The organism is Streptomyces ureilyticus, from assembly GCF_011045025.1.
In the GTDB taxonomy this organism is placed as follows: domain Bacteria; phylum Actinomycetota; class Actinomycetes; order Streptomycetales; family Streptomycetaceae; genus Streptomyces; species Streptomyces ureilyticus.
The window spans coordinates 1-10,972 of the sequence record NZ_JAAKZX010000267.1 but is presented as its reverse complement, the minus strand read 5'-3'; the positions used below and the strand labels follow the sequence as shown (position 1 = coordinate 10,972).

Sequence of the window (10,972 nt, the reverse complement as noted above, 5' to 3'; positions counted from 1 at the left end):
GCTTTCGGTCCGCGGAACGGGACCGGGCCGCTGGACTCCCAACTCTCCGCGTTCGCCGTCGGGTTGCCCCTCGCCGCGATCACCTCCCTGTTCCCGCTGACCCGGCCGATGTCCGTGGCGGCGGCCCCCGGCGACGCCCCACCCCCGGCCGAGAACCGGTTCCGTACCGCCCTGACCATGGTGTGTGTCGCGGTCCTCGTGGTTCTGGCAGCCGCCCTGTACGGCGACGGCTCGTCTCCCGGGGCGCCGCAACGGTCCGTGCTGCCGCCGCCGACAGCTCAGCAGGCGCCGCCCGCCGCGCCCCAGGCGGAGACGTCCACGCCCCAGACGCCTCCCCAGGCGGTGAAGCCGGAAGAGCAGCTGCCGCGCTCGCGGCCCACCCGCCTCCATATTCCGAAGATCTTGGTCGACGCCCCGTTCACCCCCCTCGGCACCGACGCCAACGGGCAGCTCGAAGCCCCGCCCGACAACGACACCAACCTCGTCGGCTGGTACGCCAAGGGGGCCTCCCCCGGCGAGCTGGGCACGTCGGTCATCGCCGGGCACGTCGACACCACCACCTCCGCGGCCGTGTTCGCGCGACTGCGTGAACTGAAGAAGGGAGATGTCTTCCACGTCGCGCGGGCCGACGGGCGCAGGGCGTCCTTCGTGGTCGACAGTGCGGAGACCTTCGAGAAGGACAAGTTCCCCAACGATCGTGTCTACGGCGACGCGCAGCGGGCCGAGGTACGGCTCATCACGTGCGCGGGTGTCTACGACCGTTCCGCCAGGGACTACCCGGAGAACCTGGTGATCTTCGCCCATCTCGTCTGAACCCTGGTATTCGAAGCCCCGGCCACCGCAGCGCAGTTGGCAGCCGGGGCTCCCGCATGGCCTATCACTCGCGTAGTCCATACCAGTCGCGCGCTTCCGGGGACGGACACAGGATCGAGGCACGCCGATGTCGCAGCACCGCGGCCGACGTCCACCTCTGCCCGCGAAGGAGATGTGAGCAGGATGACCACCACGTCCGCACCTGCTTCAGAACGGCTGACACGCCAAGTCCCGCAGCGTGTCTCCCAGTCCGTGTTCGACGGCTCCCGGCTTCGTGTCGTCCTGCTGGTGGACGTACACGAAGGAGCCCAGCAGCAGTTCCTGGAGGCGTACGAGCAGCTGTGCAACCAGGTCGCGTCCGTTCCCGGGCATGTCAGCGACCAGCTGTGCCAGTCGATCGAGAACCCCTCCCAGTGGCTCATCACCAGTGAGTGGGAGAGTGCTCCGCCGTTCCTCGCCTGGGTGAACAGCGAGGATCACGTCCGGATGGTGGAGCCGCTGCACAGCTGTGTCCGGGACACCAGGTCGCTTCGCTTCCATGTCGTACGCGAGACCGGTGGCCCGGCGGAGGCCACCTCCGCGAAGCGCCGTCTGCAGGCCGCGCCGCGGATCGGTGACGGGGTGATTCGTCACGCGCTCACCTTCACGGTGAAGCCGGGCAGTGAGGCTGCCGTCGCGAAGATCCTCGCCGACTACGCCTCGCCCGCACCGAGGGTCGACGACACCACCCGGCTGTGCCGTACGTCCCTGTTCATGCACGGCAACCGGGTCGTGCGGGCCATCGAGGTGCGGGGCGACCTGCTCACCGCGCTGCGTCATGTCGCCCGGCAGCCCGAGGTACGGGCCGTGGAGGAGGCCATCAACCCTCACCTGGAGCAGGACCGGGACCTCGACGACCCCGAGTCGGCCCGCGTCTTCTTCACTCGGGCCGCGCTGCCCGCCGTACACCATGTGACGGCGGAACAGGACGACCCGCAGGCCGAGCGGCATGCCCTCTACTACCCGGCGCGGCCCGGCCTCGGCATGCGGCTGGCCGAACTGCTGGCCCGGCAGGACGAAGCGGCGGCGGGCAGTCCGTACAGCCCCGTGCTGCGCAGCACGATCTTCCAGCGCGGCGACGTGGTGGTCCGGCTGATCGACGTGCTCGGCGGCCTCGAGGCCGCCGACCCGGTGCTGGCCCTCGGCCTCCCGGACCCCGGCCCGGCGGCCGAGCTGACGACGCTCGTGGACAAGGCCGTTGACACGGACCTCAACCGGCTCATCGGCCTGGCCCGCATGGACCTCGTCACCGACCGCCGCTCGCCCGAAGTCTGACTCGACCGAAGCCTGATCCGTCCACCACGCGGGTCGCGGCGACCACGGCCCCTCATGCCGACCGGTTCTGAGGTCGGCACAGCACACGATCGGAGCAACGTCGTGATCAATCCCCGTCCCAGAATCGTGGATCTCAGAGAGGTTGAGCCCAACACCCGGCGCGGCGGCGATCTCCGCGCCATGCTCACCCCCTCTACGGTCGGCTCCACCAGCGGTTTCATGGGCGTGGCCATCGTGCAGCCCGGCGACCGCATCGGTGAGCACTACCACCCGTACTCCGAGGAGTTCGTGTACGTCCTCTGCGGGGAGCTGGAGGTCGACCTGGACGGCGACCCCGTTCCGCTGCGGCCCGAGCAGGGGCTCATGATCCCCATTCGTATGCGGCACCGTTTCCGCAATGTCGGCAAGGCGGAGGCACGCCTCGTCTTCCACCTCGGTCCGCTGGCGCCGAGCCCGCCGCTCGGTCACGTCGACACCGAGGGGACGGACGCCGAGGAGCGCGGCGCCGTCGCGTCGGCGCCGGAGAGGGCCGGCGCGAGTGGGGGCCGGACTGCCGACCGGCGCAAGGTCGGTTCATGACCGGGCGCGTGGCGGTCACCGGCATAGGTGTCGTCGCCCCGGGCGGCATCGGTGCACCGGCGTTCTGGGATCTCCTGGCGGGCGGGCGTACCGCGACCCGGGGCATCACCTTCTTCGACCCGGCGGGGCTGCGTTCGCGCATAGCCGCCGAGTGCGATTTCGATCCGGCGGCCCACGGGCTGGACGCGGAGCAGATCGCACGCTCCGACCGGTACGTCCAGTTCGCCCTGGTCGCCGCGGAGGAGGCGATACGCGACGCCGAGCTGGACCTCGGCCGGGCGGACCCCTGGCGGGTCGGGGTCTCGCTCGGGACCGCGGTGGGCGGCACCACCCGCCTCGAGCACGACTACGTCCTGGTCAGCCACCGCGGACAGCGCTGGGACGTGGACCACGGGGAGGCCCGCCCGCATCTGCACCGCGCGTTCTCGCCGAGCACGCTCGCCTCGGCGGTGGCGGAGCGGTTCGGGGCGCGCGGGCCGGTGCAGACCGTCTCCACGGGCTGCACCTCGGGCCTCGACGCGGTCGGCTACGCCTTCCACACCATCGGGGAGGGCCGGGCGGACATCTGCATAGCCGGCGCCTCGGACTCGCCGATCTCCCCCATCACCATGGCCTGCTTCGACGCCATCAAGGCCACGTCCGCGAACAACGACGACCCCGCCCATGCCTCCCGGCCCTTCGACGCCAACCGTGACGGGTTCGTCATGGGCGAGGGCAGCGCCGTACTCGTCCTGGAGAAGCTCGAGCACGCCCTGGCCCGCGGCACCCACGTGTACTGCGAGCTCAGCGGCTACGCCACCTTCGGCAACGCCTACCACATGACCGGCCTGACCAAGGAGGGCCTGGAGATGGCCCGGGCGATCGAGTCCGCCCTCGGCCACGCGGGGCTCGCCGGCACCGCGATCGACTACGTCAACGCACACGGCTCGGGCACCCAGCAGAACGACCGGCACGAGACCGCCGCGGTGAAACGAGCCCTGGGACAGCACGCGTACGACATCCCCATGAGTTCCATCAAATCCATGGTGGGCCACTCCCTCGGCGCGATCGGGGCGATCGAACTCGTCGCCTGTGTGCTGGCCCTGACCCACCAAGTGGTACCGCCCACCGCGAACTACGAGACCCCGGACCCGGAGTGCGACCTGGACTACGTCCCGCGCGTCGCACGCGAGCGGAGACTCAGCAACGTGCTCTCCGTGGGCAGCGGGTTCGGCGGCTTCCAGTCCGCGGTGGTCCTGACCCGGCCAAGGGAGGCACGATGAGCGAACCGCAGCCACGGCGTGCGGCCGTCACCGGAATCGGTGTGATCGCGCCCAACGGACCCAGCACCGAGTCCTTCTGGAAGTCCACTCAGGAAGGCATCAGCGTCCTCGACCGGGTCACCCGCGAAGGCTGTGAGCACCTGCCACTGCGGGTGGCCGGCGAAGTACGGGACTTCGAGCCCTCGGAGGCGGTCGAGGAGCGCCACCTCGTGCAGACCGACCGGTTCACGCACTTCGCGCTGGCCGCGTCCGACCTCGCGCTGGACGACGCCCGCCTCGGCCAGGCCGACACCGGTCAGGCGCCGTTCTCCGTGGGCGTGGTCACCGCGGCGGGTTCGGGCGGCGGCGAGTTCGGGCAGCGCGAGCTGCAGCAACTGTGGGGGAAGGGCAGCCGGTACGTCGGCCCGTACCAGTCCATCGCCTGGTTCTACGCCGCCAGCACCGGCCAGATCTCCATCCGCCGCGGCTTCAAGGGCCCCTGCTCCGTCGTCGCCGCCGACGAGGCCGGCGGCCTGGACGCCCTCGCGCACGCGGCGCGGGCCGCGCGGCGCGGCACCGATGTGATCGTGGCCGGTGCGACCGAGGCACCGCTGGCCCCCTATTCGATGGTCTGCCAGCTCGGCTACCGGGAACTGAGCACCGCTCAGGACCCGGCGCGCGCCTACCGCCCGTTCACCGCCGAAGCCTGCGGATTCGTGCCCGCCGAAGGCGGCGCCATGCTCGTCGTGGAGGACGAGCGCGCGGCCCGGGAGCGGGGCGCGAGCGTACGGGCCACCGTCGCCGGACACGCGGCCACGTTCACCGGCGCCTCCCGCTGGGCCGAGTCCCGGCACGGGCTCACCCGGGCCATCGGCGGCGCCCTGGAGGAGGCGGGCTGCGCTCCCGGCGAGATCGACGTGGTGTTCGCCGACGCCCTCGGCATACCGGAGGCGGACCGTGCCGAGGCCCTGGCCATCGCCGACGCCCTCGGCGCGCACGGCGGACGCGTACCCGTCACCGCACCCAAGACGGGTATCGGCCGCGGCTACTGCGCGGCGTCCGTGCTGGACGCCGCGGCGGCCGTGCTCGCGATGGAGCACGGCCTGATCCCGCCCACCCCCAACGTCTTCGACGTCTGCCATGACCTCGACCTCGTGACCGGCCGGGCCCGCGCCGCCGAGCTACGCACGGCGCTGATCATCAGCCGGGGCCTCATGGGGTCGAACTCGGCGCTCGTACTGCGGCGCGGCACCCCGTAGGCGAACGACCAAAAGGATCGAGCTAAGGAGAAGAAGCGCATGAGTGAGCCAATCACCGTGGAAGAGCTGTCCGAACTCATGAAAAAGGCAGCCGGAGTCACCGTCGCCCCCGGCGAACTGCAGGAGCGCAGCGACTCCGGCTTCGACGCCCTCGGCATCGACTCGCTCGGTCTGCTCGGCGTCGTGGGCGAGTTGGAGAAGCGGTACGGCACCCCGCTGCCTCCCGACGCGGAGCGCTGCAAGACCCCGCGGCAGTTCCTCGACCTCGTCAACGGTGCCCTCGTGGCAGGAGCGTGACATGACCGGACACACCGAGAACGACATCACCATCGCCGCCCCGCTGGACCTGGTCTGGGACATGACCAACGACGTGGCGAACTGGCCTCAGCTGTTCAGCGAGTACGCCTCCGTCGAGATCCTCTCCCAGGAGGGGAACAAGACCACCTTCCGGCTGACCATGAAGCCCGACGACAACGGCACCGTCTGGAGCTGGGTCTCGGAGCGGGAGACGGACCGCGACGCGCTCAGCGTGCGCGCCCGCCGCGTCGAGACCGGCCCCTTCGCGTACATGAACATCCGCTGGCAGTACGAGAAGGTGCCCGAGGGCACCCGGATGGTGTGGACGCAGGACTTCGCGATGAAGCCGGACGCCCCGGTCGACGACGCCTGGATGACGGCCAACATCAACAAGAACTCCAAGGTCCAGATGGCCCTGATCCGGGACCACATCGAAAAGGCCGCCGCGGAACACCGTCCCGTGCCGTCCCTGACCGACTGACCCGGACGGAGAACAGGTCGATGCCCCAGTCGAAGTCCACGCACCAGCCCAAGTCCAAGTCCATGCACCAGTCCAAGTCCCCGTCCATGCACCAGAGCCTGATCGTCGCCCGGATGCTGCCGGGGTCGGCCCCCGACATCGCCAAGGTCTTCGAGGAGTCCGACCGGAGCGAGCTGCCGCATCTCGTGGGAGTCGCCCGCCGCAGCCTCTTCCAGTTCGGCGAGGTGTACATGCACCTCATCGAGTCCGAACAGGACCCCGGCCCGGCCATCGCCAAGTTGGCAGGACACCCCGAGTTCCGGGACATCAGCGAGCGCCTGTCGGCGTATGTCACCGCGTACGACCCCGCGACCTGGCGCTCCCCGAAGGACGCGATGGCCCACTGCTTCTACCGCTGGGAGCGGGACCCCACCGCCTGAACCGCACCACGCCGAACGGCCGCCGGGCCCGCGACAGTCAGTCTGCCGCGGGCCCGGCGGCCGTAGGTTCGAGGAACGCGCTGATCACCCGGGCACGGTGCAGTCGAACGCGTGCAGATACGGATTGACCGGTCGTACGTCGCCGATGACCAGCCCCGCGTCGGTCAGCCGCCGGGTCATGCTCTCAGTGGTGTGCTTGGCCCCGCCGACGTTGAGGAGCAGCAGCAGGTCCATGGCGGTACTGAACCGCATCGACGGCGTGTCGTCGACGAGGTTCTCGATGACCACGACCCGCGCCCCCGGCCCGCCTGCCTCGATGACGTTGCGCAGGGTCCGGGCGGTGCTGTCGTCGTCCCACTCCAGGATGTTCTTGATGATGTACGCGTCTGCCCTGACCGGAACGGCCACCCGGCAGTCCCCGGCCAGGACGCGCACCCGGTCCGCGAGCGCACCGCCCGCACGCAGCCGTGGGTCGGCGTTGTCCACCACGCGCGGCAGATCGAGCAGTGCGCCGTGCATCGAGGGGTACTTCTCCAGCAGGCTTGCCACCACATGCCCCTGCCCGCCCCCGATGTCGGCCACCGATGAACTCCTCGACAGGTCGAGGAAGTCGGCGACATCCCGCGCGGACTGCACGCTGGAGGTCGTCATGGCCCGGTTGAAGACGTCGGCCGATTCCGGGGCGTCTTGGTTGAGGTAGGTGAAGAACTCCTTGCCGTACAGGTCCTCGACGACGTTCCGTCCGGTGCGTACCGCCTCGTCGAGCCTGGGCCACGCGTCCCAGGTCCATGGCTCGGTGCACCACAGCGAGATGTGGCGCAGGCTGTGCGGGTCGTCCTCGCGCAACAGCCGGGACATGTCGGTATGCGCGAACGTCCCGTCCGGCCGCTCGGCGAACAGGCCGTAACAGGACAGGGCCCTGAGCAGCCGTCGCAGCGGCCCCGGTTCGGCCTTCACCGCGCCCGCGAGATCCTCCACACTCCTGGGCTCGTCCCCGAGAGCGTCGGCGACCCCGAGCCGGACGGCTGCGCGGAGGGCGGCGGCACATGCCGCTCCGAACACGAGCTCCCTCAGCCTCATGGACGGCGGCGGGGCGGTCTGTGCGGTCGTCATGTGCCGCTTCCCTTCCTTCACTTCTTCTCTTCCGAGGATGAATGCGATGAATGCGTGAATGCGATGGATACGGCCGGCCGGTCAGCACAGTCCCGCGGGCCTGGACGCCCCGCAGGAGTTGCCGTCGAAGGTGTTGCCCTTGCCGGTGTCCGTGTTGACGAGGTCGGCGGGGGCGTTTCCTTCCAGCCAGTTGCCGTTGATCCGGTTCCGCTCGCTGGTGACGCCGACCATGCTCTTGAACAGGACGACGCCGCCCGACAACGGCGATTTGCCGACGTTGTCGAAGACCTCGTTCCCGGTGACGAGGGTCTCCTCGGCGCCGGTCAGGACGATGCCGGAGCCCTGCAGGAAGGGCAGCCGTGCGGTCTTCGGGCAGTACGCGTTGTTCCGCGCGACGTGGTTGTCCCGTACGGCCAGGTCGCCGGCCTTCGGCTTGTTCTCGTCACCGACGACGAAGACTCCCGCGCAGTTGCCGGTGATGTGGTTGCCCACGACGCCGAGGTTCCGCAGGCGCCGGACGGTGACGCCGATGCGGTTGCCCTCCAGCCGGTTGTGCGCCACCACCGTTCCCCGGCTGTCCGCGGCGCCGTTCTCGGCCGTGACCGTGTTGGCGAGGAACAGGCCCGCGTCACCGTTGTCCCGGGCGGTGTTCCACCGGAACTCACCGCGCACGGAACTCTCCTGGGCGATGCCCCACACCCCGTTCCTCGTCGCGGTCACGTTCCGCACCGTCAGACGGTCGGTCCGCGCGCTGTACACCCCGTTCTTGGCGAAGCCGGTCACCTTCAGGGAGTCGAGGGTGACGTCCTCGACTCTGCGCTTCGTCGTCCCCTCCACACAGATGCCGTTGCCGTCCGCGGCACAGCTGTTGGCGGCCCTCTTCGCGCTGGGCTTGATCACGACGCCCTGGTCCATGCCACGCACCGTGAGCCCGGGTGTGCTGATCGCGACGCTCTCGCGGTAGGTGCCGGGTCTCACGAGAACGGTGTCTCCCGGTTCTGCGACATCCACCGCCCGCTGGATCGACTCGCTCGGATCGACCACGTGAACCGTATGGCCGGCAGCCGGCGGGGCGGCCCCGAGCCCCGTCCCGATGACCGCTGCTGCGCACGCCAGGTAGGCGATATTATGTTTCGTCATATTCCATACTTTATGTACCAGTTGCCGCCGCACAGCACGGATGCGCCATCCGGCGGCGTGTCCCGGCCGACAGCGCCCTGGACGGTGGCATGGACAACGGCATGGACAGCGGCATCGCCGGCGGCCTGGATCACCAGTGGCCTGGATCACACGTACTGGATTGAGTGGCCCACCCGGTGGTTGTCCGTATTGGGCTGTGACGGCCCAGTTGCCGGTGCAAGGATGAAGCCGCCATGAGTGCTGGACGGAGTGTTCGTACGCTGAGGGCCGCGATGTTCGCGGTCGTCTGCGTGCTGTTCGCTGTCCAGGGGCACGTGATGACCTCCGGTGTCGCCGTGCCCGGCTGGGCGCTGGCCGCCGGAGCCGTGGCCGCGGGCGGCATGGCATGGGGCCTGGCCGGCCGGGAACGCGGACTGTTCGTGGTCGGTTCCCTCGCGGTCGCCACTCAGGTGCTCCTGCACGCGTTGTTCTCGCTCGCGCAGGCGGTCGTACGGCCGGATTCGGCGTCGCTCGCCGAGAGTTGGGTGCGCCATCTGCTGTGCACGCCTCCCGGGAACGGCACGCACGCCCACGAGGCGTCGGCGGGCGCGCACTCCATGAGCCATGACATGGCGGGCATGACCTCCTCCATGGACTCGTCCATGACCCACGCGGGTCACCTCATGGACGGCATGTCCACCACGAGCATGCTCGCCGCCCACCTGGCCGCCGCCCTGCTGGGCGGACTGTGGCTGGCCCACGGTGAGCGCGCCGTCTTCCGTATCCTGCGGGTCCTCGCCGGGTGGCTCGTCGCACCCTTGCGGCTGCCGCTCCGGCTGCTGCCCGCGCCGCCGTACCGCCCGCGCGTCCGCGCCCTCGGAGACCGTACAGCTCACGCGCTGCGGCAGCTCCTCCTCGTATACGCGATCACTTCTCGGGGTCCGCCCGCCGGTCCCGCTGTCGCCTGACGACAGCCGGAGCCACCCACAGTCACCGGAACCGCCGAGCCCTGTGCTCGTGCCTGGTTCCTGGACCCCGAAGAGGACACACGTGTTCACTCCTGCCCTGCACGGCGCACCCAGCGCCGACCGCCTGCACGACGAGTCGATAACGTCCTGGGCGCTCGCCGCCCGTGGCGGTGACCTGGACGCCGTCGAGAAGTTCGTCCGCGCCCTCCACCGGGACGTCAGCCGCTACGTGACCTACCTCAGCGCCGACCCGCAAGCCGCCGACGACCTGACCCAGGACACCTTCCTGCGGGCCCTCGGCAGCCTGCACCGTTTCGAAGGCCGTTCCTCGGCGCGGAGCTGGCTGCTGGCCATCGCGCGCCGCGCGGTCGTCGACAACCTCCGGTACGCCTCCGCCCGGCCCCGCCTGTCGGACCGGGACAACTGGCAGACGGCGGCCGAACTCGCCCAGCCGCGCGGCCTGCCCGGCTTCGACGACGGCATAGCCCTCGCGGAACTCCTCTCCGCACTGCCCGACGACCGCCGCGAGGCCTTCGTACTGACCCAGATGCTGGGCCTGTCCTACGAGGAGGCGGCACGGTACGGCGGCTGCCCGGTCGGCACGGTGCGCTCACGCGTGGCCCGCGCCCGCAGCGCACTGATCGAGTCCCTGTACGAGGCCGAAGGCCACGAGCCGCTGGCCGCGGCGGCTGCCTGATAACCCGTACGACCTCGTATGACTCGTACGAGCCTGTACGACGCGTAACCCGTGCATCGCCCGCCGCCGCCCGGCTCATGGGCCGGGCGGCGGCGCCCCGGAGACCCGAACCAAGCCCCCCACACCACTGCTACTAGGAGCCCCCGTGCATCACCCGAGCCATGCCCTTGCCCTTCCCCGCAGCCTGCGCCGAGTCGGCGCCCTCGGCGCTCTCACGGCAGCCGCGTTCGCGGTCGCCGTCGCTACCGCGGGGCCGGCCGCCGCCCATGCGGACGTCGAGGCGGAGGGCGCCCGGGCCCTCGACCAGAACGTCGCGCTGAACTTCTCCGCGGCCTCGGAGTCCGCCTCGGCCGGAATCAGCAAGCTTGAGGTGGTCCTCCCCAAGGGCATCGCGCCCGGCGACATCACCTACAAGGAGGGCCCGGACGGCTGGAAGTTCACCGCCACCGACCGGGGTTACACCGTCGCCGGACCGAAGCTCCCCGTCGGGGAGGACGCCGAACACGTCGTCACCGTACGGCAGTTGCCCGACGCCAAGTCGCTGGTCTTCAAGACCGTGCAGAGCTACAGCGACGGCAAGGTGGACCGCTGGATCGAACTTGAGGAAGAAGGCAGCTCGGACGGTCACGGCCACGGTCACCCCGCCCCCCGCCTGGACCTGAAGCCCGCCGC

Annotated in this window: 13 protein-coding genes; 11 read left to right on the top strand and 2 right to left on the bottom strand. The window is 70.3% G+C overall.

All coding sequences use genetic code 11. The annotated features are described in order from the left end of the window. The first annotated feature begins 108 nt into the window (after positions 1–108). From G6048_RS42900 to G6048_RS42865, 8 genes are all read left to right on the top strand, one after another. Positions 109–813 carry a class F sortase gene (locus G6048_RS42900; RefSeq protein ID WP_408056226.1) on the top strand — a complete coding sequence of 235 codons (705 nt, stop codon included), beginning with the start codon at positions 109–111 and terminating at the stop codon, positions 811–813. 183 nt (positions 814–996) lie between these two features. Then, positions 997–2,127 carry a SchA/CurD-like domain-containing protein gene (locus G6048_RS42895; RefSeq protein WP_165345030.1) on the top strand — a complete coding sequence of 377 codons (1,131 nt, stop codon included), beginning with the start codon at positions 997–999 and terminating at the stop codon, positions 2,125–2,127. A gap of 102 nt (positions 2,128–2,229) precedes the next feature. After that, complete coding sequence (locus tag G6048_RS42890; protein WP_165345029.1) at positions 2,230–2,706, top strand: cupin domain-containing protein; 477 nt, start codon at positions 2,230–2,232, stop codon at positions 2,704–2,706. Continuing rightward, a complete protein-coding gene (locus G6048_RS42885; RefSeq protein ID WP_165345028.1) occupies positions 2,703–3,968 on the top strand; it encodes a beta-ketoacyl-[acyl-carrier-protein] synthase family protein in 1,266 nt (421 codons plus the stop codon). The genes G6048_RS42890 and G6048_RS42885 overlap by 4 nt, the downstream gene beginning before the upstream one ends. After that, positions 3,965–5,206, top strand: a complete 1,242-nt coding sequence (locus G6048_RS42880; RefSeq protein ID WP_165345027.1) for a ketosynthase chain-length factor — start codon at positions 3,965–3,967, stop codon at positions 5,204–5,206. Before G6048_RS42885 ends, G6048_RS42880 begins: the two co-directional genes overlap by 4 nt. A gap of 39 nt (positions 5,207–5,245) precedes the next feature. Further along, positions 5,246–5,503, top strand: coding sequence for an acyl carrier protein (locus G6048_RS42875; RefSeq protein ID WP_165345026.1), 258 nt, complete (start codon positions 5,246–5,248; stop codon positions 5,501–5,503). A gap of 1 nt (position 5,504) precedes the next feature. Further along, the gene (locus G6048_RS42870; protein ID WP_165345025.1) at positions 5,505–5,984 is read left to right on the top strand and encodes an SRPBCC family protein; all 480 of its coding nucleotides are present in this window, start codon (positions 5,505–5,507) and stop codon (positions 5,982–5,984) included. Between the two features lie 86 nt (positions 5,985–6,070). After that, the gene (locus G6048_RS42865; protein ID WP_165345031.1) at positions 6,071–6,403 is read left to right on the top strand and encodes a TcmI family type II polyketide cyclase; all 333 of its coding nucleotides are present in this window, start codon (positions 6,071–6,073) and stop codon (positions 6,401–6,403) included. An 84-nt stretch (positions 6,404–6,487) separates the two neighbouring features. On the opposite strand, the gene G6048_RS42860 is transcribed toward G6048_RS42865, so the two are convergent. Continuing rightward, positions 6,488–7,516 carry a methyltransferase gene (locus G6048_RS42860; RefSeq protein WP_165345024.1) on the bottom strand — a complete coding sequence of 343 codons (1,029 nt, stop codon included), beginning with the start codon at positions 7,514–7,516 and terminating at the stop codon, positions 6,488–6,490. 81 nt (positions 7,517–7,597) lie between these two features. Continuing rightward, positions 7,598–8,656, bottom strand: a complete 1,059-nt coding sequence (locus G6048_RS42855) for a right-handed parallel beta-helix repeat-containing protein (protein ID WP_165345023.1) — start codon at positions 8,654–8,656, stop codon at positions 7,598–7,600. A 233-nt stretch (positions 8,657–8,889) separates the two neighbouring features. Here G6048_RS42855 and G6048_RS42850 point away from each other — a divergent pair, with 233 nt between their 5' ends. From G6048_RS42850 to G6048_RS42840, 3 genes are all read left to right on the top strand, one after another. Further along, positions 8,890–9,603, top strand: a complete 714-nt coding sequence (locus tag G6048_RS42850; RefSeq protein WP_165345022.1) for a hypothetical protein — start codon at positions 8,890–8,892, stop codon at positions 9,601–9,603. Positions 9,604–9,685: 82 nt separating this feature from the next. After that, positions 9,686–10,300, top strand: a complete 615-nt coding sequence (locus G6048_RS42845) for a sigma-70 family RNA polymerase sigma factor (protein WP_165345021.1) — start codon at positions 9,686–9,688, stop codon at positions 10,298–10,300. A 145-nt stretch (positions 10,301–10,445) separates the two neighbouring features. Beyond that, positions 10,446–10,972, top strand: a 527-nt coding sequence (locus G6048_RS42840; RefSeq protein ID WP_165345020.1) for a DUF1775 domain-containing protein, incomplete at its 3' end; no start/stop codon positions are given.

Coding starts and splice junctions, on each gene's coding strand:
- G6048_RS42870 (WP_165345025.1), top strand. CDS start 5,505: ATGACCGGACACACCGAGAACGACATCACCATCGCCGCCCCGCTGGAC.
- G6048_RS42850 (WP_165345022.1), top strand. CDS start 8,890: ATGAGTGCTGGACGGAGTGTTCGTACGCTGAGGGCCGCGATGTTCGCG.
- G6048_RS42900 (WP_408056226.1), top strand. CDS start 109: ATGTCCGTGGCGGCGGCCCCCGGCGACGCCCCACCCCCGGCCGAGAAC.
- G6048_RS42875 (WP_165345026.1), top strand. CDS start 5,246: ATGAGTGAGCCAATCACCGTGGAAGAGCTGTCCGAACTCATGAAAAAG.
- G6048_RS42885 (WP_165345028.1), top strand. CDS start 2,703: ATGACCGGGCGCGTGGCGGTCACCGGCATAGGTGTCGTCGCCCCGGGC.
- G6048_RS42865 (WP_165345031.1), top strand. CDS start 6,071: ATGCACCAGAGCCTGATCGTCGCCCGGATGCTGCCGGGGTCGGCCCCC.
- G6048_RS42895 (WP_165345030.1), top strand. CDS start 997: ATGACCACCACGTCCGCACCTGCTTCAGAACGGCTGACACGCCAAGTC.
- G6048_RS42860 (WP_165345024.1), bottom strand. CDS start 7,516: ATGACGACCGCACAGACCGCCCCGCCGCCGTCCATGAGGCTGAGGGAG.
- G6048_RS42855 (WP_165345023.1), bottom strand. CDS start 8,656: ATGACGAAACATAATATCGCCTACCTGGCGTGCGCAGCAGCGGTCATC.
- G6048_RS42880 (WP_165345027.1), top strand. CDS start 3,965: ATGAGCGAACCGCAGCCACGGCGTGCGGCCGTCACCGGAATCGGTGTG.